The sequence below is a fragment of the Nocardioides perillae genome (genome assembly GCF_013409425.1).
In the GTDB taxonomy this organism is placed as follows: Bacteria; Actinomycetota; Actinomycetes; order Propionibacteriales; family Nocardioidaceae; genus Nocardioides; species Nocardioides perillae.
Genome location: NZ_JACCAC010000001.1, coordinates 133,093 through 153,823, shown reverse-complemented (window position 1 = coordinate 153,823; position 20,731 = coordinate 133,093). Strand labels below are relative to the sequence as shown.

Here is a 20,731-nt window from a genome sequence, read left to right as displayed (position 1 = left end):
GGCGTGTACCGCCGCGCCTACGCCCTCCTCGTCGGCATCGCCGTCGCCATGGGCTCCCTGGCGCTGCTGGTCGGCTGGCAGGTCGGTCGCCCCGTCGTCGACCCCGACGGCTTCCTCGGCCCCGCCGTCGTGCGGGTGCCGCTGCTGATCCTCGGGGCGCTGGCGCTCGACTTCTTGCCGCGCACCCTGTGGGGCGGGCGCGGCAACCCACGGCGCATGCGCGAGATCGCCGCGCACCGCTGGCGCACCCACTGGAACCGCGACCGCATCCTGCTCGTGGTGCTGGGCCTCGTGTGCTTCTACACGACCTACGTCGCCTACCGGAACCTCAAGTCGGCGCTGCCCTTCGTCATGGGGCCCAACAAGTACGACCGCGAGCTGCACCTCATCGACCAGTGGCTCTTCCTCGGCAACGAGCCGGCGGTCGTGCTGCACGAGGTCTTCGGCTGGGCCCCGATCGCGCACGCGCTGTCGTCGATCTACCTGTGGTTCCTGCCGCTGGTGCCGCTGGCGATGGCGGCCTGGGTCGTGTGGTCGCGCAACATCTCCTTCGGCTACTGGTTCGCCACGTCGCAGTCGATCATCTGGACCCTCGGGACGGCGTCCTACTACCTGCTGCCGACGCTCGGACCCGGCTTCGAGTACCCCTGGCTCTACGAGGACCTCGCCGAGACGGGCACGAGCACGCTGATGGACTCCCTGTTCTACGGGCGCGAGGCCGTGCTGCACCGCGACCTGCAGGACGCCGTGCAGTCGGTGGCGGGCTTCGCGAGCCTGCACACCGGCGTGACGCTGCTCTTCGCCCTGATGGCGCAGTACACGATCCGCTCCCGCATCGTGCACTGGGTCTTCTGGGTCAACTTCGCCGTCACCGTCGTCGCCACCCTCTACTTCGGCTGGCACTACGTGATGGACGACGTCGGCGGCGTCGTCATCGCCCTCATCGCCTTCTATGTCGGCGGCCTGGCGAGCGGGCAGAAGTTCGACCGCAAGGGCCTCGCCTCGCACCCCACCACCACCACCTCCGCGGTCCCCGTCGACGACTGACCCCCGCCGAGGGGTCGCCGCCTGGGCTCTCGCCGAGGGGTCACGGACCCGGCGAGGGGCCACGGACCCGGCGAGGGGTCACGGACCCGGCGAGGGGTCGCTGGTGGGGTCGTCGATCCCGCGCCGGCGGCCGCCGTGCGAGCCCCGGTCCAGTGCGTGACCCCTCGGTGGGTGCGCAGCACATGACCCCTCGGCACGGGAATGACAACAGTGTGGTTCGCAAGCCGACACGCCGGAGAGTCGTGAGAAATTGGAGGAAAGTGTTCCCTCCTGGGTCGGATGTGGCTAGCGTGACGGCTGTGCCTCGAGCGGTGGGGAAGCCGCTCGAGGCGCCGTGACGTCGCGCCCCGGCACCGGTGGCGCTCCACCGGGTCGAGAGGCGGGCACGTGCGTGCGAGGAGGACGACCGGAGCCCATGGGCGACGCGCCGCGGCCGCGGCGGCGACCACGCTGCTGCTCGCCGCCGGCCTGAACGGCACCGCCGGGGCACCGGCCCTCGCCGACGACGAGACCCCGACGCAGGCCGAGGTCGAGGCCGCGCGCGGCGCGGTCGCGGGTGCGGCGCGCGACGTCGCGGCCGTGCAGGCCGACCTCGTCCTGGCCAACCAACGCCTGCAGGACGCCGCCGTCGCCGCGGCGCAGGCCGCCGAGGCGTGGAACGGTGCCCGCTACGCCCTCGCGCAGGCGCGCCGCGAGGCCCGCGACGCCGACCGGGCCGCCCGCGCCGCGCGGGCCGAGGCCGAGCGCGGGCGCGCTGCGTACGCCGACTCGGTCGTCGGCACCTACACCTCCGCGCCCGGTCTGGCAGCCCTCAGCGCGATCGTCGAGGCCGACGGCGTGGCGGGGCTCGTGGAGCGCACGACCACCGCGCGCCAGACCGAGGCGGCTCTCGACGAGGTCCACGACGTCTTCCGCGCCACCGCGCTGGTCGCGGAGGTGTCCGCGGGACGCGCCGCCGAGGCCCGGCAGCGCGCCGCAGCGCTCGAGGCCGACGCCCGCGACCGGCGCGACGCCGCGGCGTCGGCGTCGCACGCCGCCCTCGTGCTCGCCGACGACACGGCGACCCGCAAGGCGGCCCTGCTCGCCGAGCTGGCAGCGCTGCAGGGCATCTCCGTGGCCCTCGCCGAGCAGCGGCAGTCGGCGCTCGAGGACGCCGCGGCGGAGGCCGCCGCTGCTGCTGCCGCCGCCAAGGCCGCGGAGCAGGAGGCAGCCCTCCAGGAGCAGGCCGGGGAGGACCCGGGCTCGCCGACCGGCGGCGCGACCGAGCCGCAGCCGGCACCCCAGCCCGCACCCCAGCCCGCACCTCAGCCCGCACCTCAGCCCGCACCTCAGCCCGCACCTCAGCCCGCACCTCAGCCGGCACCCCAGCCGGCACCCCAGCCCGATCCGGCCCCCGCACCGCAGCCCGCGCCCCAGCCGGCTCCGCAGCCCGCACCCCAGCCTGCGCCCCAGCCCGCACCCGACCCGCCTGCTCCCGCCGCCGGTGCGGCCGCGGCGGTCGCCTTCGCCCGCCAGCAGATCGGCGAGCCCTACCGCTGGGGTGCAGCCGGCCCGTCGTCGTGGGACTGCTCCGGCCTCACCATGCGGGCGTGGGCGCAGGGCGGTCGCGCGCTGCCGCACTACTCGGTGGCGCAGTACGAGCAGTCCACCCCCGTCCGCAGCTCGCAGCTGCGCCCCGGCGACCTGGTCTTCTGGGGCTCCTCGTCGTCGCCGTCGTCGATCTACCACGTCGCGCTCTACGCCGGCGGCGGCCGGATCGTCCACGCGCCGCGCACGGGGCGCGACGTCGAGGAGGTCTCGATGCACTACTGGATCCCGCCCAACTTCTACGCCCGACCCTGAGGCCGGCGCCACGTCCGCACCGCGAGTGGCAGTGGTTCCCCGCGGGTAACTTGGACGGCATGGCCACCGACGCCGCGCAGCCCACGACCACTCCCGGCAGCCCCGGCAGCCCCGGCAGCCCGGGCACGCCCGGCAGCACCGACCCGGGCGCCACCACCGAGGCCGAGGGCGCCGTGCGCGCCGCGGCGCCGGTCGGCTCCCGCGACGAGCCGGCTCTGCAGCCCGGGTCGGGCGACGGTCCCCGCGTGGACGTGGCCGAGGTGACGCGCGTGCTCGACGGTCGCCACGCCGAGGTGCGCGACCTCGTGCGCCGCAACCTCGCCGCCCACGCCGGGGTCCTGGAGGAGGCCGAGACCCTCAGCCACGCCGACTACCGCGAGCGGGTCAAGGACCTCGTGGTCGAGCTCGCCTCGACCGGGCAGACCGGCTTCGGCTTCCCCGAGCAGTACGGCGGCGGCGGTGACGTCGGCGCGTCCGTCGCGGCCTTCGAGACCCTCGCCTTCGGCGACCTCTCGGTCCTGGTGAAAGTCGGCGTGCAGTTCGGCCTCTTCGGCGGCGCGCTGCTGCAGCTCGGCACCGAGCGCCACCACGACGCCCACCTGCGCGACGTCGTCGAGGGCCGTCTCCTCGGCTGCTTCGCGATGACCGAGACCGGCCACGGCAGCAACGTGCAGGCGCTCGAGACCGTCGCGACCTACGACGCCGAGACCCAGGAGTTCACGATCACCACGCCCCACGAGGGGGCCCGCAAGGACTACATCGGCAACGCCGCGCTGCACGCCGAGATGGCCGTGGTCTTCGCCCAGCTCGACGTCGGCGGCGAGCGCCGCGGTGTGCACGCCTTCCTCGTGCCGATCCGCCGCGACGGCGAGGTGCTGCCGGGCGTCGAGGTCGAGGACGACGGCCTCAAGATGGGGCTCAACGGCGTGGACAACGGTCGCCTGGCCTTCCACGGTGTGCGGGTGCCGCGCGAGGCGCTGCTCAACCAGTTCGCCGACGTGTCGCCCGAGGGTGTCTACACCTCCGCGATCGAGAACCCGAACCGCCGGTTCTTCACCATGCTCGGCACCCTCGTGCAGGGCCGCGTCAGCGTCGGCGGCGCCGGCATCAACGCCGCCAAGGTCGCGCTGACGATCGCCACCCGCTACTCCGTGCGGCGTCGGCAGTTCGAAGCGACCGGTGACGACCAGGAGGACCTGCTCCTCGACTACGGCCTGCACCAGCGGCGGCTCTTCCCGCTGATCGCCCGCACCTACGCCCTGCACTTCGCCCAGGACGTCCTGCGCGAGCAGCTGCACGAGATCGCCCACGGCGGTGCGGAGGGGCCCGACGGCGACGTCGCCAAGCGCGACCTCGAGTCGCGTGCGGCCGGCACCAAGGCCCTGGGCACCTGGCACGCGACCCACACGATCCAGCAGTGCCGCGAGCTCTGCGGCGGCGCGGGCTACCTCGCCGTCAACCGCTTCGCCGCCCTCAAGGCCGACACCGACGTCTTCACCACCTTCGAGGGCGACAACCACGTCCTGCTGCAGCTGGTGGCGAAGGGGCTGCTCACCGACTACTCCAGCGAGTTCTCCGACATGGACCAGTTCGACATGGTCCGCTTCGTCGCCGGCCTGGCCGTCGAGACCGTCATCGAGCGCACGGCCGTCCACACGCTGCTCGAGCGGGTGCGCGACCTGCTGCCGGGCGGGGAGCAGTGGGACCAGGAGGCCGGCCTGCTCGACACCGAGTACCAGCTGGCCATGCTCCGCTTCCGCGAGGAGCACATGCTCTCCGGCGTCGCGCGACGCCTCAAGCGCGGCATCGACAACGGCATGGAGCCGGGCGCGGTCTTCTCCCGCGTGCAGGACCACGTGATCGCGATGGCGCGGGCCCACGTGGAGCGGCTCGTGCTCGAGGCCTTCACCGACGCGGTCGCGGCGCTGCCCGACGGCGACACCAAGGTCGCGCTCGGGCTGCTGTGCGACCTGCACGCGCTCACCACGATCGAGGCCGACCGTGGCTGGTTCCTCGAGCACGGACGCCTCTCGGCGCAGCGCTCGAAGGCCATCAGCCGCGAGATCAGCGACCTGTGCCGCCGGCTGCGCCCGATCGCGGTCGACCTGGTCGACGCCTTCGCCGTGCCCGAGGAGGTGCTGCGCGCGCCGGACCTGGTCGGCCCGGTCGGCACCGGCGCGGCGGCCCCGTCGCCCGCCCCCGTGTCGTGAGGCTGCCCGGGCTGCGCTCCCTGCCGGGTGTCGGCGGCTGGGACACCGACCCCGCGTGGGCGACGGTCTACGACTGGCTCGTCGAGCACGACCGGGTGGGCGGAGCGCTGTGGCGCCTCGGCTCGGGCAGCCCCCTCGCCCGGCTGCACGCCGCCGCCGACGAGGTGGGCGCGTTGCCGGCCGGCAGCCGGGTGCTCGACGTGCCCTGCGGCGGCGGGGTGGCGCTGCGTGGCCTGCGCCCCCGGCAGGGGCTCGACTACGTCGCCGTCGACCTCGCCCCCGCCATGCTGGCGCGCACCCGGGCGGCCGCCCGCCGCCGCGGCGTGTCCGACCAGGTGACCACCCGCGAGGCCGACGTGGTCGCGCTGCCCTTCGACGACGACGCCTTCGACCTGGTGCTCAGCCTGACGGGCCTGCACTGCTTCCCCGACCCGCAGGGCGCCGTGCGGGAGGTCGCGCGCGTGCTGCGCCCCGGTGGCCGGCTCGTCGGCAGCGCACTGGTGACCGACACCGGCGTGCGCTTCGAGCCCCTGCGCCGGGCGGGCGCGGCGGCAGGCCTGCTGGGCCCGCTCGGCTCGAGCGACGACGTACGCCGCTGGCTGACGACCGCGGGCGTGCGCGAGGTCGCGGTCGAGCGCTCGGGGGCCTTCGCCTTCTTCTCCGGCACGGGCGGCTGACGCACCCCGGGCCACCCCCGGGAACGACGCGGCGGCGGCCACCCCCGTGGGGCGACCGCCGCCGTCGACGTGCGGTGGGGCTGCGGCTCAGTGGCCGCCCTGCTCCTTCGCGCGGGCGAAGGAGGCGTGCACCTCGGCCACGGCCTCCTCGACGCCGACCCAGTTCGCGCCCTCGACCGACTTGCCGGGCTCGAGGTCCTTGTAGACCTCGAAGAAGTGCTGGATCTCGAGCCGGTCGAACTTCGAGACGTCGCCGATGTCCTTGAGGTGGGCGAGCCGCGGGTCGTGCGTCGGCACGCACAGCACCTTGTCGTCACCGCCGGCCTCGTCGGTCATGCGGAACATCCCGATGGCACGGCAGGCGATGAGGCAGCCCGGGAAGGTCGGGGCCTGCAGCAGCACCAGGGCGTCGAGCGGGTCACCGTCCTGGCCGAGGGTGTTCTCGATGTAGCCGTAGTCGGCGGGGTACTGCGTGGAGGTGAAGAGCATGCGGTCGAGGCGGAGGCGACCGGAGGCGTGGTCGACCTCGTACTTGTTGCGCTCGCCCTTCGGGATCTCGACGAGCACGTCGAACTCGAACACCTCGGACTGGTCGGCGTCAGCCACTGCTTCTCCTCGTCGTCGACGGCGGGGGCGACGAGGTGCGCCTCGCGCGCACCGGGCCCCGCTCGGGGCGCCCCCGGCGCGTCGCGCCGCAGGCCGGGCCTAGTCTCGCCCATGGAGTCGGCAACTCAACAGCCAGGAGGGTGACGCGTGGCCCGACGTGACGCACGCCACGTCCCGGGCCCGACCCCTCGGACCGCACGGGCCCCCCGGACCACCCGGCGCCGACGCACCCTGCGGGTCGTGGTCACCGTGGTGGTGGTGATGCTGCTCGTCGCGGCCGCGACCACGCTCGCCTGGCGGGCCCAGCGCCTCGACCCGCGGTTGGCCGACGCCCTCGACGACCTCGTGGCCGGCACCCCGCTGGAGGCGTGGGGCCCGCCCGACCCGGCCGAGGAGCCCGAGCAGGTCGACCCGCCGCGCGGCCTCGACCTGCCCGACCCGGCGGCGCCGGTGCCGGTCGCGCGCCCCGTCACCGCCGACGACGCGGGCGCGCTCGACCCGGGCGCGGTGCGCCGCGCGCTGCGGCGCGAGCTGCGCGACCCCGACCTGGGCCGGCACGTGGTCGCGGCGGTCGCGCCCCTCGGTGGCGGGGCCGCGGGGCAGCGGGTCGTGCTCGGCCGGGACCCCGTCGTGCCGGCCTCCACCACCAAGCTGCTCACCGGTGCCGCCGCGCTCGCGGTGCTCGGTCCACGCACCACCTTCGCGACCACGACCGTCCTCGAGCCCGCGGGCGCGGCCGGCGCCCCGCCGGCCGTCACGCTCGTGGGGGGCGGCGACCCGCTCCTCGCCCGGACCCCCGAGCGCGACGGCGCCGCCTACCCCGACCGGGCCGACGTGCGCACGCTGGCCCGCGCCACCGCCGCCGCCCTGCGCGAGCGGGGGGTGACCGGGCGCGTCCGCGTCGCCGTCGACGACACCCTCTTCGCGGGCCCCGCGGTCAACCCGGCCTGGGAGGCCGACTACGTGCCGCAGGGCGTGGTCACGCCCATCGGGCCGCTGTGGGTCGACCAGGGCCGCACCGCCGACGGCACCGCGCGGGTCGACGACCCGGCCCGCGAGGCCGGGCGCGTGCTGCTCGTCGAGCTGCGCCGCGCCGGGCTGCGGACCGTCGGGCCCGTCGTACGCCGTGCGGCGAGCCCCGGCGCGACCCCCCTGGCCGCGGTGGAGTCGCCGACCGTGGCCGCGCTCGTCGCCCACCTCGTCGAGACCAGCGACAACGAGACCTCCGAGGTGCTGGCGCACCACCTCGGCCGCGCCCGCGGGGGGCCGCGCGAGGCGAGCTTCGCGGGCGGTGCGGCGGCGACCGTGGCGGCACTGCGCGCCCTCGAGGTGGACGTGGCCGGGCTGCGGCTGCGCGACGGGAGCGGCCTGTCGCGGCGCAACCGGGTGCCGACGACCACGCTGCTCGAGGTGCTGCAGACGGCCGCGTCGGACCAGACGCTGCGCCCGCTGCTCGTCGGCCTGCCGGTGGCCGGGTTCACCGGCTCGCTGGCCACCCGCTTCGACACCGGCCCGGCGGTCGCCCTCGGTGCGGTGCGCGCGAAGACCGGCACGCTCACCGGCGTGCGGGCCCTGGCCGGTCTCGCCACCACCCGCGACGGGGTGGTGGTGGTCTTCGCCCTCGGCGCCGACCGGATCCGCCTCGGCGACGACCTCGACGCGGCCGCGGCGCTCGACGAGGTGGCCGCCGCGCTGGCCGCCTGCCGCTGCGCGGCCGCCCCGTAGGGTCGCCACATGAGCCAGGGTGGGAGCGGGACCGGCGGGGCCAGCGGCATGGTCGACTGGGACTTCGCCGTGCGCCTCGGTGCGCGCGTGGCGGGGGACGGCCCCGACGTCGACCGGGCGACCGCCGACGCCGCCGTCGCCGAGCTCCGCGCCGGAGCCGAGCGCTCGACCGGCCTGGTGCGCGACTTCACCGGCCTCGTGGCCGCCGACCGCACCGCGCCCGTCGTCGTCGTCGACCGGGCCGGCTGGGTGCAGGCCAACGCCGACGGCTTCCGCCACCTCGTCGAGCCGCTGGTCCACCGGCTCAACGAGCGCAAGGGTGCGCCGACGGGCCTCGCGCTGGCGATCGGCTCGCGCATCACCGGCGCCGAGGTCGGCCTGCTGCTCGGCTTCCTCGGCGGCAAGGTGCTGGGCCAGTTCGACCCGTTCCACGAGCCGAGCGGCCGGCTGCTGCTGGTCGCGCCCAACATCGTGCACGTTGAGCGCGAGCTGGGCGCCGACCCCTCCGACTTCCGGCTGTGGGTGTGCCTGCACGAGGAGACCCACCGGGTGCAGTTCACGGCCGTCCCGTGGATGCGCGACCACCTCTTCGCCCAGATGCAGGCGCTCACCGCGACCGTCGAGCCGGGCGCCTCGCTCGAGGACCTCCTGGGCAAGGTCTCGCGGGCCGTGCGCGGCGTCGCCGGCGGCGGGGCCGACCGCCCGGGCGGCGCGAGCCTGCTCGAGCTCCTCGGCTCGCCCGAGCAGCAGGAGATCCTCGACCGGGTCACGGGCGTGATGTCGCTGCTCGAGGGCCACGCCGACGTCGTCATGGACGGCGTCGGGCCCGAGGTCATCCCGTCCGTGGCGTCGATCAGGTCCGCCTTCGACCAGCGCCGCCAGGGCCTGGGCACGCTCGACCGGTTGCTGCGCCGGCTGCTCGGGCTCGACGCCAAGATGGCGCAGTACCGCGACGGCGCCCGCTTCGTGCGCCACGTCGTCGACCGCGTCGGCATGGCCGACTTCAACGCCGTGTGGGCCGAGCCCGCCCACCTGCCCTCCCGGGCCGAGATCGCCGACCCCGACGCCTGGGTCGCGCGCGTGCACGGGTGAGCGGGCCCCACCCCGCCGTCGCGGCCGCGCGCCTCGCCGTGCGCCGCTCGCTGGGCGACCTCGGACCCGGCGCGGTCGTCGTCGTGGCCTGCTCGGGCGGCGCCGACTCGCTCGCACTCCTCGCCGCGACCACCTTCGAGGCGCGGTCGGCCGGGTGGCGGGTCGTCGGGGCGACCGTCGACCACGGCCTGCAGCCGACCTCGGCCGAGGTCGCGGCCGCGGTCGTCGAGCAGATGGGCGCCCTCGGCGCCGACGAGACGCTCACGGCCCGGGTCACGGTGCAGGCGGGCCCGCTCGGGCCCGAGGCGGCCGCCCGCCAGGCGAGGTACGCCGTGCTGGAGGAGGTCGCCGAGCGCACCCGCGCCGCGGTGGTGCTGCTGGGCCACACCCTCGACGACCAGGCCGAGACGGTGCTGCTCGGGCTGACCCGCGGCAGCGGCGGACGCTCGGTCGCCGGCATGCGCCGCGCCTTCGACCGCTTCCGCCGCCCGCTCCTCGACCTCACCCGCGCCGAGACCCGCGACGCCTGCCGGGCGCAGGGGCTGACCTGGTGGGACGACCCGCACAACGACGACCCGCGCTTCACCCGGGTGCGGGTGCGGCAGCGGGTGCTGCCCGTGCTCGAGGAGGAGCTCGGCCCCGGCGTCGCGACGACGCTGGCCCGCACCGCCGACCTGCTGCGCGAGGACGTCGAGCTGCTCGACGACCTCGCCGACGCCGCGCTGGCCCGCGCCCTCGACCCCGAGGTGCCGGGCGGGCTGCGGGTGAGCGCGCTCGCCGACGAGCCCGCCGCCCTGCGCCGCCGCGTGCTGCGCCTCGCCGCGCTGGCCGCCGGTGCGCCCGGCGACGAGCTCGCCCACGTGCACGTGCTCGCGCTCGACGACCTCGTCACCGCTTGGCGGGGCCAGCGCTGGGTCGACCTGCCCGGCCACCTGCGCGGCCTGCGGCGCGACGGGGTCGTGGTGATCGAGCGCGTGCGCTGACGCAGCGGCCCACCGCCCGGCGCGCGGCCCGAGGGCACGCCGTACCCTCGGGGCCATGGATGCCGCCCACGTCGAGAGCGACCTCGTCAACGTGCTGTTCACCGAGGCCGAGATCCAGGCCAAGGTGGCCGAGATGGCCCAGCGCATCGAGGCCGACTACGAGGGCCAGGAGCTGCTGCTCGTCGGTGTGCTGCGCGGCGCGGTCATGGTGATGGCCGACCTCGCGCGCTCGATGACCCGCCACGTGGAGATGGACTGGATGGCGGTGTCGTCCTACGGCTCCGGCACCAAGTCCAGCGGCGTCGTGCGCATCCTCAAGGACCTCGACACCGACATCGCCGGGCGCCACGTGCTGGTGGTCGACGAGATCATCGACACCGGCCTCACGCTGAGCTGGCTGATCTCCAACCTCTCGAGCCGCAACCCCGCCAGCGTCGAGATCGCGACGCTGCTGCGCAAGCCCGAGGCGCTGTCGATGCCGGTCGAGCCGAAGTACGTCGGGTGGGACATCCCCAACGAGTTCGTCGTCGGCTACGGCCTGGACTACCAGGAGCGCTACCGCAACCTGCGCGACATCGGCACCCTCGCACCGCACGTCTACGCCTGAGCCCCTGAGGGGGGCCTGAGCGCGCGCTGACCTGCGGCTGAGAGCGCAGCCGCGGCGCCGGATCCGCACCCGGCGGGTGGGCGGCGGCGTGTACCGTCGAGACCCGGGGGACACCCCCTGCGGAGACCCTCCGCTGCGGCCCGTGAGCCGTCTTCCCACGTGTGAGAGAAGCCTGTGAAGCGCATAGCCAAGAGCCCCTGGGCGTGGAGCCTGGTCGCCGTGATCGGTGTCCTGCTCCTCCTCCAGTACGTCGCCCCGGGGGGCGGCCAGGACGAGATCGCCACCTCCCGCCTCGTGCAGTACGTCGAGGACGGCGAGGTCGACGAGATCGAGTTCGTCGACGGCGACCAGGAGATCCGCGCGACCCTCGACGCCGACGTCGAGCGCGAGGGCGGCCGCGAGGTCAAGGCGTACTACATCCAGGGCCAGCAGCGCGGCATCCTCGCGGCGGTCGAGGAGCAGCTCGAGGCCGGCACGATCGAGCGCTCCACCTCGGAGAACCCCCAGCCGTCGCTGCTGGGCTCGCTGCTGCCCACGCTGCTGCTCTTCGGCCTGATCATCGCGGTCTTCGTCTTCCTCACCAACCGCATGCAGGGCGGGGGCGGCGGCGTCATGAAGTTCGCGAAGTCGCGCGCCAAGCTGATCTCCAAGGACATGCCGAAGTCGACCTTCAAGGACGTCGCGGGCTGCGAGGAGGCGATCGAGGAGCTCGGGGAGATCAAGGAGTTCCTGCAGGAGCCGGCGAAGTTCCAGGCCGTCGGCGCGAAGATCCCCAAGGGCGTCCTGCTCTACGGCCCTCCGGGCACCGGCAAGACGCTCCTCGCCCGCGCGGTGGCCGGCGAGGCCGGCGTGCCCTTCTACTCCATCTCCGGCTCCGACTTCGTCGAGATGTTCGTCGGCGTCGGCGCCTCCCGGGTGCGCGACCTCTTCGAGCAGGCCAAGGAGAACGCCCCGGCCATCGTCTTCATCGACGAGATCGACGCCGTCGGTCGCCACCGCGGCGCCGGCATGGGCGGCGGCCACGACGAGCGGGAGCAGACCCTCAACCAGCTGCTCGTCGAGATGGACGGCTTCGACGTGCGCGGCGGCGTCATCCTCATCGCCGCGACCAACCGCCCCGACGTGCTCGACCCGGCCTTGCTGCGCCCGGGCCGCTTCGACCGCCAGATCCAGGTCGACGCCCCCGACCTCTCCGGCCGCCACCAGATCCTGCGCGTCCACGCGCGCGGCAAGCCGATGTCGCCCGACATCGACCTGCTCAGCGTCGCGCGCCGCACGCCCGGCTTCACCGGCGCCGACCTCGCCAACGTGCTCAACGAGGCCGCGCTGCTCACCGCGCGCGCCAACGGCAAGCTGATCGACGACGAGTCCCTCGACGAGGCCATCGACCGCGTCATCGCCGGCCCGCAGCGCCGCACCCGCCTGATGAGCGAGAAGGAGAAGCTCATCACCGCCTACCACGAGGGCGGCCACGCCCTGGTGGCCGCGGCGCTGCCCGGCACCGACCCCGTGCACAAGATCACGATCCTGCCGCGGGGGCGCGCGCTGGGCTACACGATGGTGCTGCCCGACGAGGACAAGTACAGCCAGACCCGCAGCCAGATGCTCGACCAGCTCGCCTACATGCTCGGCGGCCGCGCGGCCGAGGAGATGGTCTTCCACGACCCCACCACCGGCGCCGGCAACGACATCGAGAAGGCCACCAGCCTGGCCCGCGCCATGGTCACCCAGTACGGCATGACCGAGCGCCTCGGCGCGATCAAGCTGGGCGAGAGCGGCTCCGAGCCGTTCCTGGGCCGCGACCTGGGCCACAGCCGCAACTACTCCGAGGACGTCGCCGCGATCGTCGACGAGGAGACCAAGAAGCTCCTGGCGCAGGCCCACCAGGAGGCCTTCGACATCCTCGAGGAGAACCGCGACGTGCTCGACGCACTCGTCCTCGCGCTCCTCGACCGCGAGACGCTCGACAAGGCCGAGGTGGCCGAGGTCTTCGAGCCGCTGCGCCGCCGCCCCGAGCGACCCGCGTGGACCGGCTCGCCGCACCGCACCCCCTCGGCGATCCCGCCGATCGACATCCCGCAGGAGATCCGCGACCGGGTGGCCGCCAACGGCCGGGGCGAGCACGCCCACGCCGGCGCGGTCATCACGCCGCCGGGTCCCGGCGGCGACGTCCACGGCGACCCCGGTCAGCTGCCCGGCGGTCACGCCGGCCCCGGCACCCCGCCGTCGGCCGGTGGCGGCCCGAGCGGCGGGCCCCAGGGCCACGGCCCGGTCCACGGCGAGGAGAGGTGAGCACCGTGGTCGACCCCATCGGTCTGCCGGAGGTGGACCCGGCGGAGGTCCCCGACTTCGACCACGCGCGCGCCGAGGCGGCCGTGCGCGAGCTGCTCCTCGCCATCGGCGAGGACCCCGACCGCGAGGGCCTGCGCGACACCCCGGCCCGGGTGGCCCGCGCCTACGCCGAGGTCACCGCCGGGCTGCGGATGACGCCGCAGGAGGTGCTCTCGACGACCTTCGACCTCGGCCACGACGAGATGGTGCTGGTGCGCGACATCGAGCTGTGGTCGATGTGCGAGCACCACCTGGTGCCCTTCACCGGGGTCGCCCACGTCGGCTACATCCCGGCCGACAGCGGCAAGATCACCGGCCTGTCGAAGCTCGCCCGCCTGGTCGACGTCTACGCCAAGCGCCCGCAGGTGCAGGAGCGGCTGACCACCCAGGTCGCCGACTCCCTCATGGGGATCCTCGAGGCGAAGGGCTGCATCGTCGTCATCGAGGCCGAGCACCTCTGCATGACGATGCGCGGCGTGCGCAAGGCGGGCGCGCGCACCATCACCTCGGCGGTCCGCGGCCAGATGCACGACGCCGCCACCCGCGCGGAGGCCATGGCGCTGATCCACTCGCGCCGGTGACCCTGCCGGCCGGGCGCGACGGCCTGCCGCTGGTGGTGGGCGTCCTCAACGTCACGCCCGACTCGTTCTCCGACGGGGGCCGGTGGAGCGACCCGGAGGCCGCCCTCGCCCACGGGCGCGCCCTGGTGGCCGACGGAGCCGACGTCGTCGACGTCGGCGGCGAGTCGACCCGTCCGGGAGCCGAGCGGCCGCCCCTGGCCGAGGAGCTGCGCCGGGTGCTCCCGGTCGTCGAGGCCCTGGCCGCCGACGGCGTCGTGGTCTCGGTCGACACCATGCGCGCGGAGGTCGCCGCCGCCGCGGTCGAGGCGGGCGCCGCGCTCGTCAACGACGTCTCGGGCGGGCTCGCCGACGCCGACATGCTGCCCGCTGTCGCCGCGTCGGGTGCGGCGTACGTCGCGATGCACTGGCGCGCGCACAGCGACCGCATGCAGGACTTCGCCTCCTACGACGCGCCCGGCGGCGTCGTCGCCGAGGTGAGCGCCGCCCTGGGCGAGCGGCTCGAGGCCGCGGTGGCGGCCGGGGTGCCCGCCGAGCGGGTCGTCCTCGACCCGGGCCTGGGCTTCGCCAAGACGGCCGAGCACAACTGGGCGCTGCTCGCCGGCCTCGACGACGTGGCCGCCCTCGGGCGTCCGCTGCTCGTCGGCGCGAGCCGCAAGGCCTTCCTCGGGCGGCTGCTCGCCGGCGCCGACGGCACCCCCCGGCCGGTGGGGGAGCGGGAGGCCGCCCACACGGCCCTGGTGGCGCTGCTCGCGCTGCGCGGCGTCTGGGGCCTGCGCGTGCACGACGTGCGCGCCACCCGCGACGCCCTCGCGGTGGTGGGCCGGCTCGCGGCCGAGCAGACCGGTGCGGCAGGCTCGGGGGACGACCGCCGGCCACCGGGGCCCGGCGCGACGACCGGGCCGGGCGAGGGGTCGACGACGTGACGGAGGAGGCGGCGTGAGCGACGAGCTGAGCGTGACCGGCATCGAGTGCTGGGGCCACCACGGGGTCTTCCCCGAGGAGCGGCGCGACGGCCAGACCTTCGTGCTCGACCTGTGCCTGGGCGTCGACACGGCTCCGGCGGCGGCCTCCGACGACTTGCAGGACACCGTCGACTACGGAAGTCTCGTGGCGGCGGTGAAGGCCGCCGTGGAGACCGATCCGGTCGACCTGATCGAGACCCTGGCCGAGCGCATCGCGGGAGTCTGCCTCAGGCAGAGCCGTGTTGAATGGTGCCGGGTGACCGTGCACAAGCCGGATGCCCCCATCGACGCGACGTTCTCGGACGTCACGCTGACGATCACACGGACGCGAGGCACCACGTGACTGAGACCCCCAACCCGCACATCGTCGACGCGGACGCGCTGACCGGTGAGATGCACCCGATCCGTCGGGTCGTCGTCGCGCTCGGGTCCAACCTCGGCGAGCGGATGGCGAGCCTGCAGGGCGCGGTCGACGCCCTCGCCGACACCCCCGACGTGTGGCTCACCTCGGTCTCGGGCGTCTACGAGACCACGCCGGTCGACTGCCCGCCGGAGGCCAAGCCGTTCCTCAACGCCGTCGTGCTGCTCGACACCACCTTGCCCGCCAAGCGGCTCATGGACCGCTGCCTGGCCATCGAGGACGCCTTCGACCGCGAGCGCACCGGTGAGCGCAACGCGCCCCGCACGCTCGACGTCGACCTGATCGTCGTCGGTGACCGCCGCAGCAACGAGGACTTCCTGCGCCTGCCGCACCCCCGGGCCGCCGAGCGCGCGTTCGTGCTGCGCCCGTGGCACGACCTCGAGCCCGACGCGGTGCTGCCCGACCACGGCCCGGTCGCCGAGCTGCTCGAGAAGGCCCACGACCACGGCACGGTGCTGCGCGAGGACCTCGAGCTGCAGCTGCAGTGACGAGCCTGCCGCCGGGCCGGCCCGGGCCGCCGGGGCAGCCCGGTGACCCCGAGCCGCCGCGCGGCACCCTGCGCCCCACCACCGGCGCGGTTCTCGCGCCGTGGGCGGGGGCCGGGCTCGTCGGGGGCTGGCTGCTGCGCCCGGTCGGCGTCGAGCTCCTCGGCTCCGCCCCGCCGGTGCTGTGGCGGCAGGTGGCCGCGCTCGGCCTGCTGGCGCTGCTCGTGGGGCTCGTCGCCCGCGTCACCCACCGCGCCCTGCAGGTGCGCGGGGAGCGGCTCGAGCCGCACCAGGCCGTCAGCCGCCTCGTCCTGGCCCGCGCGTCGGCGCTCGTCGGGGCCCTGACGGCCGGTGGCTACACCGGCTACGCCGTCAGCTGGCTCGGGCTCACCTCGGAGCGGGCCGACGGCGAGCTGCTGCGCTCGCTCGCGGCGGCGGCCGCCGCTGTGGCCCTCGTCGCGGTCGCCCTGCTCCTCGAGCGCGCGTGTCGCGTCCCTCCGGAGGACCGTGACGCCTAGCCTGGTGCGCATGGCTTCCCCCCAGGACGGCCCGGTCGAGACCCGGCCGGCGCGCACCACCTCCTCGGCCTCCTCGGCCTCCTCGGCTCGTCGTCGGCAGCGCAGCACCCGCCTGACCGTCGCCGCCGGCCTCCTCGTGCTCGCCGCGGCGGTCGTCGCGGCGAGCGTGCCCACCGGCTCCTTCTCCGCGGTCGCGCTGGCGGCCGCCCTGGCCGTGCTGCTGGGCGCCGCGGCCACCCGCATCACCCACACCGAGCTGGCGCAGGCGCGCCGCGACGCCGCCCGCGACCGCGCGGAGCAGGCGCAGGACTACCGCATCCTCACCGAGCGCCGGGCGCTCGAGGGCGCGGCGTTCGCGGAGGCCATGACCCTGAAGGTCGAGGAGCGCGAGACCGCGCTGCGCCAGCTCGAGGGCGAGCTGGGCGAGGCCCAGCGCTCCGTCGCCGACGTCCGGCGCCGCCTGGGCGCCGAGGCCCGCCGCGCCGAGCAGGCCGAGGCGCGGGCCTCGCGGTCGCTGGCCGACCTGCAGGCCCTCGAGGTCGAGGCCGAGCGGCAGCTGGAGGCCGAGGCCGCGCGCGGCGCCGAGCGGGTCGCCGCCCTCGAGGCCGAGCTGCACGCAGTGCGCACCGAGCGCGACACCGTCCGGGCCGAGCTGCAGGCCTGGCAGGCCGCCGCCGCCGAGCCCGCGCGCAAGCACGCCTGACCCTCCTCCTCGGTGCAGGGGTCCCCGGCTGACCGGTGACTCCTGCACTTGTGCCCCGAGAACTCGGGCCACCAGTGCAGGAGTCGGGCCACAAGCGGCGTGCTCGGCCCTTCGCCTGGCCCCGCCCGGCCCGCGCCGAACCTGCGCCGCGCCCACGACCGGGTGGAGGCGCGCTCGGCGCGCCGGGTAGGTTCGAACGTCGTGGCGATCCCAGCGGAGAACCGGTTCGAGTCCGACCCCGACGAGGTGCTGCCCGACGGGCACGGGCTGCCGGACGGGTGGTCCGTGGCCGCGCCCGACCCGGGTGACCCCGCCGACGTCGCGGCGCTCGTGCACCTGCTGCGCGCCCACGAGGAGGCGGCCCGCGGGTGGGCCTCGGCCGACGACGACACGGTGCTGGTCGAGATCTCCGAGGTGGGCGTGCGCACCCGCGAGAACCTCCTCGTCCGCGACCGGCGCGGTGACGTCCGCGCGTGGGGCAGCGTGCACGACCGCGCGGCCGGGCGGATGCTCTACTCCCACGTCGTGGCCCGCGACCTGCGCGACGACGTCGCGCAGCGCTGCTCGGAGGTGCTCTTCGCCTGGGCCGAGGCGCAGGCGCGCGAGGTCGGCGCCGCGCGCGGCCTGCCGGTGCAGCAGATCGACACCGGTGCCTTCGCCGGTGACGACCGGCAGCACCGGTGGCTGGCCGCGGCGGGCTTCGAGCGCGTGCGCGAGTGGTGGCAGATGAGCCGCCCGGTCGAGGCGGCCGAGGCCGACCTGGTGCCCGACCCGGTGACGTGGGAGGCCCGCGGCGTGCGCTTCCGCCTCGTGCGCCGCGAGGAGGTCGACGGGGTGCGCACCGGGATGCCCGACGTCGACGACCTCCGCGCGGTCCACGAGGTGCTCGAGGGGGCGTTCACCGACCACTTCAACTCCCGCGAGGAGACCTTCGGCGAGTTCGTCCACCGCCTGCGGGAGGACCCGGGCCACCGCTGGGACCACTGGTGGCTCGCCGAGCGCGTCGACGACGAGGCCCGCGCCGGCCACGGCGGCACCCCCGAGCCGTGCGGTGCGCTCGTCGGCACCCACCTCGAGTCCGAGGACGGCCCCGACGGCTCGTACGTCGAGTACCTCGGCGTGCTCGCCTCCGCCCGCGGGCGGGGCGTGGCCAAGGGGCTGCTGCGCACGGTGGTGGCCGACGCCGCGGCGCGCGGCCGCGACCGCGTCGGCCTCGAGGTCGACGCGAGCTCCTCGACCGGCGCCGACGGGCTCTACGTGAGCATGGGCTGGCAGACCCGCTACGTCACGGAGTCGTGGCACAAGGACGTGCCGGTCGAGTGACGCGTCCGGCACCCCTCACCGCCACCTGAGGGGTGCGCACCGCGTCACTCGGCGGGCGCCGCCGCTCCCGCCGCCGCTCCCGCCGCCGTCGCGGCACCCTCGGCCACGCTCGCGCGCAGCGCCCGGTGCACCCCGGCCGGGGTGAGCACGCCCAGGAAGGTCGCGCCCCGCCGCACGCCGACGACCGCCCGGTCGTCGCGCATCAGCAGGCCCAGGGCGTCCTCCAGGGTCGGCGAGGCGGAGGCCAGGTCGAGCGTGCCCGCGAGCTCTCCCGCGGTCCGCTCGCCGAGCGGCTCGAGGTGCTCCTCGCTGACCGGGGTGACCGCGAGCCGGCGCAGCCCGCGCGACGCGCCGACGAAGCCGGCCACGAAGTCGTCGGCGGGCTCGCCCAGGACGGCGGCGGGTACGTCGTACTGCGCCAGTCGCCCGCCCTCGGCGAAGACGGCGACCCGGTCGCCGAGCCGCACGGCCTCGTCGATGTCGTGGGTCACCATGACGACGGTCTTGCCCAGCTCGCGCTGCAGCCGCAGGAACTCGTCCTGCAGCCGCACCCGCACGACCGGGTCGACGGCGCCGAAGGGCTCGTCCATCAGCAGCAGCGGCGGGTTCGCGGCCAGGGCGCGCGCCACGCCCACGCGCTGGCGCTGACCGCCGGAGAGCTGGTGGGGGTAGCGCTCGCCGTAGGTCGCGACCTCGAGGCCGACGGTCTCGAGCAGCTCGGCCGCGCGCTCGCGCGCCACCCGCTTCGGCTCGCCCAGGAGCAGCGGCACGGTCATGACGTTGGCGAGCACGCTCTGGTGCGGGAAGAGCCCGACCTGCTGGATGACGTAGCCGATCTCGCGGCGCAGCCGCACCGGGTCGGTGCGCGTCACGTCGCGCCCGTCGAGCAGGATCCGGCCGCTCGTGGGCTCGATGAGCCGGTTGACCATCTTCAGCGTCGTCGACTTGCCGCAGCCGGACGGGCCGACCAGGCACACCAGCTCGCCGCGCCGGACCTCGAGGTCGAGCGCCTGCACCGCCACGGTCCCGTCGGGGTAGGTCTTGCCGACGCCCTCGAGACGGATGGCCGGCTGGTCCGTGACCGGCCCTGTAGCGTCCATGCCCGTGACCCTACTGGCGCCGCGGGCGGCCGAGGCCGACACCGGCCCGGCCTGCTACAGCCGGTTCGTCAACGAGTGGGTCTGCGCCGACTACCTCCGCGACCGCGGCGACCAGCTGCGCGACGCCGCCGTGGAGCACCTCGCCATCACCGGGGCGGCCCTGGTCCTGGCCGTGCTGCTGGCCTTCCCGCTGGCGCTCCTCGCCCGTCGCTCGCCGCGCCTGGAGGCGGCGGTCCTGGGCCTGTCCACCAGCCTGTACGCCGTCCCGTCGCTCGCGCTGCTGCCGCTGCTGGTCCCCTTCACCGGGCTCAGCGCCACGACCGTGGTGATCGGGCTCGCGCTCTACTCCCTCACCATCCTCGTGCGGGCGGTGCTCGACGGCCTGCGCTCGGTGCCGGCGGAGACCCGCGAGGCCGCGGTCGGCCTGGGCTACGCGCCGGCGCGGCTGCTGCTGCGCGTGGAGCTGCCGCTCGCGCTGCCCGTCATGCTGGCGGGGCTCCGCGTCGCCGCGGTCTCGACCGTCGCGCTCACCACCGTCGGCACCGTCGTGTCGTGGGGCGGGCTCGGCGACCTGATCAGCAGCGGCGTCAGCACCGACTTCAAGGCCCAGCTGCTGGCCGCGGCCGTGCTGTGCGTGCTCATCGCGCTCGCCCTGGACGCGCTGGTCGTGCTCGCCCAGCGCGCCCTCACGCCCTGGACCCGGGGGGTGCGCACGTGAGCGTGCTGTCCGACGCCCTCGCCTACCTCCTCGCTGCCGACAGCTGGACCGGTCGCGGCGGGATGCTGCAGCTGCTCGTGCAGCAGCTGCTCCTCACCGTCACCGCGCTCGCCGCCGCGCTCGCCGTCGGACTGCCGCTGGCGCTGTGGCTGGGCCACCTCGGTCGCGGCGGCTTCCTCGCCGTCAACGTCTCCAACGTGGGGCGTGCGGTGCCGACCTTCGCGCTCCTGGCGCTGCTGGTCGCCGCCGACTGGCCCGGCAACGACACGCTCGGGCCCTACGGCCGTGCCGGGCTCGCGACGTTGATCGCCCTGGCGCTCTTCGCGCTGCCGCCGATCATCACGCAGGGCTACACCGCGGTGCGGGAGGTGCCGGCCGAGGTGGTCGAGTCGGCGCGCGGGATGGGCATGAGCGGCTGGCAGGTCTTCCGCCGCATCGAGCTGCCGCTCGCCGTGCCCCTCGTCGCCGCGGGCGTGCGCCTGGCCCTGGTGCAGGTCTGGGCCACCGCGACCATCGCCGCGCTGGTGGCGGGGCCCGGCCTCGGTCGGGTGATCACGGCCGGGTTCGCCAACTCCGACTACGGTCGGGGCATCGCCGGGGCGCTCGTCGTCGCGGCGGTCGCGGTCGTGCTCGAGCTGCTCTCCGCCGGGGTGCAGCGCCGCCTCGACCCGCTCCGCGGTGCCCGCACCGCTCCCCAGACTCGGGCGACCTCGCCCGCGGCCGCCCAGGTGGCGACCGAGCCGAGGTGACACTCGCACCACCGGACACGCGTGACCGAACCACGGTCACGGGACACAGAA

At 75.5% G+C, this 20,731-nt stretch carries 19 protein-coding genes and 1 pseudogene; 18 read left to right on the top strand and 2 right to left on the bottom strand.

The features are described 5' to 3' along the window. Window positions 1-3: 3 nt before the first annotated feature. From BJ989_RS00740 to BJ989_RS00725, 4 genes are all read left to right on the top strand, one after another. Window positions 4-1,047, top strand: a complete 1,044-nt coding sequence (locus BJ989_RS00740; RefSeq protein ID WP_343048963.1) for a phosphatase PAP2 family protein — start codon at window positions 4-6, stop codon at window positions 1,045-1,047. Window positions 1,048-1,434: 387 nt separating this feature from the next. Continuing rightward, window positions 1,435-2,889 (top strand): NlpC/P60 family protein, encoded by a 1,455-nt coding sequence (locus BJ989_RS18475; protein WP_179516587.1) that lies wholly within the window; start codon window positions 1,435-1,437, stop codon window positions 2,887-2,889. 59 nt (window positions 2,890-2,948) lie between these two features. Beyond that, a complete protein-coding gene (locus tag BJ989_RS00730; protein WP_179516586.1) occupies window positions 2,949-5,099 on the top strand; it encodes an acyl-CoA dehydrogenase family protein in 2,151 nt (716 codons plus the stop codon). Then, window positions 5,096-5,776, top strand: a complete 681-nt coding sequence (locus BJ989_RS00725; RefSeq protein WP_179516585.1) for a methyltransferase domain-containing protein — start codon at window positions 5,096-5,098, stop codon at window positions 5,774-5,776. Before BJ989_RS00730 ends, BJ989_RS00725 begins: the two co-directional genes overlap by 4 nt. 87 nt (window positions 5,777-5,863) lie before the next feature. On the opposite strand, the gene BJ989_RS00720 is transcribed toward BJ989_RS00725, so the two are convergent. After that, window positions 5,864-6,382: an inorganic diphosphatase gene (locus tag BJ989_RS00720; RefSeq protein WP_343048962.1), complete on the bottom strand. Its 519-nt coding sequence runs from the start codon at window positions 6,380-6,382 to the stop codon at window positions 5,864-5,866. Between the two features lie 240 nt (window positions 6,383-6,622). On the opposite strand from BJ989_RS00720, the gene dacB reads away from it, so the two are divergent. From dacB to BJ989_RS18470, 12 genes and pseudogenes are all read left to right on the top strand, one after another. Continuing rightward, window positions 6,623-8,107 (top strand): D-alanyl-D-alanine carboxypeptidase/D-alanyl-D-alanine endopeptidase, encoded by a 1,485-nt coding sequence (gene dacB, locus BJ989_RS00715; RefSeq protein ID WP_179516584.1) that lies wholly within the window; start codon window positions 6,623-6,625, stop codon window positions 8,105-8,107. A 9-nt stretch (window positions 8,108-8,116) separates the two neighbouring features. Then, complete coding sequence (locus BJ989_RS00710; protein ID WP_246283373.1) at window positions 8,117-9,199, top strand: zinc-dependent metalloprotease; 1,083 nt, start codon at window positions 8,117-8,119, stop codon at window positions 9,197-9,199. After that, window positions 9,196-10,182, top strand: coding sequence for a tRNA lysidine(34) synthetase TilS (gene tilS, locus BJ989_RS00705; RefSeq protein WP_179516583.1), 987 nt, complete (start codon window positions 9,196-9,198; stop codon window positions 10,180-10,182). The genes BJ989_RS00710 and tilS overlap by 4 nt, the downstream gene beginning before the upstream one ends. A gap of 55 nt (window positions 10,183-10,237) precedes the next feature. Beyond that, window positions 10,238-10,789 (top strand): hypoxanthine phosphoribosyltransferase, encoded by a 552-nt coding sequence (gene hpt / locus BJ989_RS00700; protein WP_179516582.1) that lies wholly within the window; start codon window positions 10,238-10,240, stop codon window positions 10,787-10,789. A gap of 174 nt (window positions 10,790-10,963) precedes the next feature. After that, window positions 10,964-13,081, top strand: coding sequence for an ATP-dependent zinc metalloprotease FtsH (ftsH, locus tag BJ989_RS00695; RefSeq protein ID WP_179516581.1), 2,118 nt, complete (start codon window positions 10,964-10,966; stop codon window positions 13,079-13,081). A 5-nt stretch (window positions 13,082-13,086) separates the two neighbouring features. Then, the gene (folE, locus tag BJ989_RS00690; protein WP_425489976.1) at window positions 13,087-13,701 is read left to right on the top strand and encodes a GTP cyclohydrolase I FolE; all 615 of its coding nucleotides are present in this window, start codon (window positions 13,087-13,089) and stop codon (window positions 13,699-13,701) included. Further along, window positions 13,698-14,534: pseudogene (gene folP / locus BJ989_RS00685) on the top strand (dihydropteroate synthase); the annotation flags it as partial. The gene folE and the pseudogene folP, both read left to right, overlap by 4 nt. Window positions 14,535-14,637: 103 nt before the next feature. After that, window positions 14,638-15,006: a dihydroneopterin aldolase gene (gene folB, locus BJ989_RS00680; RefSeq protein ID WP_179516580.1), complete on the top strand. Its 369-nt coding sequence runs from the start codon at window positions 14,638-14,640 to the stop codon at window positions 15,004-15,006. After that, on the top strand, window positions 15,003-15,572 hold the full coding sequence (gene folK, locus BJ989_RS00675; RefSeq protein WP_179516579.1) for a 2-amino-4-hydroxy-6-hydroxymethyldihydropteridine diphosphokinase: 570 nt from the start codon (window positions 15,003-15,005) through the stop codon (window positions 15,570-15,572). Before folB ends, folK begins: the two co-directional genes overlap by 4 nt. Continuing rightward, window positions 15,569-16,087: a DUF3180 domain-containing protein gene (locus tag BJ989_RS00670; protein WP_343048960.1), complete on the top strand. Its 519-nt coding sequence runs from the start codon at window positions 15,569-15,571 to the stop codon at window positions 16,085-16,087. The genes folK and BJ989_RS00670 overlap by 4 nt, the downstream gene beginning before the upstream one ends. Window positions 16,088-16,097: 10 nt before the next feature. Further along, window positions 16,098-16,790: a hypothetical protein gene (locus BJ989_RS00665; protein ID WP_179516578.1), complete on the top strand. Its 693-nt coding sequence runs from the start codon at window positions 16,098-16,100 to the stop codon at window positions 16,788-16,790. Window positions 16,791-16,991: 201 nt separating this feature from the next. Then, a complete protein-coding gene (locus BJ989_RS18470) occupies window positions 16,992-18,113 on the top strand; it encodes a GNAT family N-acetyltransferase (RefSeq protein WP_218848643.1) in 1,122 nt (373 codons plus the stop codon). Window positions 18,114-18,157: 44 nt separating this feature from the next. On the opposite strand, the gene BJ989_RS00655 is transcribed toward BJ989_RS18470, so the two are convergent. Further along, a complete protein-coding gene (locus tag BJ989_RS00655) occupies window positions 18,158-19,213 on the bottom strand; it encodes an ABC transporter ATP-binding protein (RefSeq protein WP_179516577.1) in 1,056 nt (351 codons plus the stop codon). A 4-nt stretch (window positions 19,214-19,217) separates the two neighbouring features. Between BJ989_RS00655 and BJ989_RS00650 the strand changes: the two genes are divergently transcribed. Together BJ989_RS00650 and BJ989_RS00645 are read left to right on the top strand one after the other, a co-directional pair. Continuing rightward, on the top strand, window positions 19,218-19,931 hold the full coding sequence (locus BJ989_RS00650) for an ABC transporter permease (RefSeq protein WP_343048959.1): 714 nt from the start codon (window positions 19,218-19,220) through the stop codon (window positions 19,929-19,931). Next, window positions 19,928-20,680: an ABC transporter permease gene (locus BJ989_RS00645; protein ID WP_343048958.1), complete on the top strand. Its 753-nt coding sequence runs from the start codon at window positions 19,928-19,930 to the stop codon at window positions 20,678-20,680. The genes BJ989_RS00650 and BJ989_RS00645 overlap by 4 nt, the downstream gene beginning before the upstream one ends. Window positions 20,681-20,731: the final 51 nt, after the last annotated feature.

Coding starts and splice junctions, on each gene's coding strand:
- BJ989_RS00730 (WP_179516586.1), top strand. CDS start 2,949: ATGGCCACCGACGCCGCGCAGCCCACGACCACTCCCGGCAGCCCCGGC.
- BJ989_RS00710 (WP_246283373.1), top strand. CDS start 8,117: ATGAGCCAGGGTGGGAGCGGGACCGGCGGGGCCAGCGGCATGGTCGAC.
- hpt (WP_179516582.1), top strand. CDS start 10,238: ATGGATGCCGCCCACGTCGAGAGCGACCTCGTCAACGTGCTGTTCACC.
- BJ989_RS00665 (WP_179516578.1), top strand. CDS start 16,098: ATGGCTTCCCCCCAGGACGGCCCGGTCGAGACCCGGCCGGCGCGCACC.
- BJ989_RS00655 (WP_179516577.1), bottom strand. CDS start 19,213: ATGGACGCTACAGGGCCGGTCACGGACCAGCCGGCCATCCGTCTCGAG.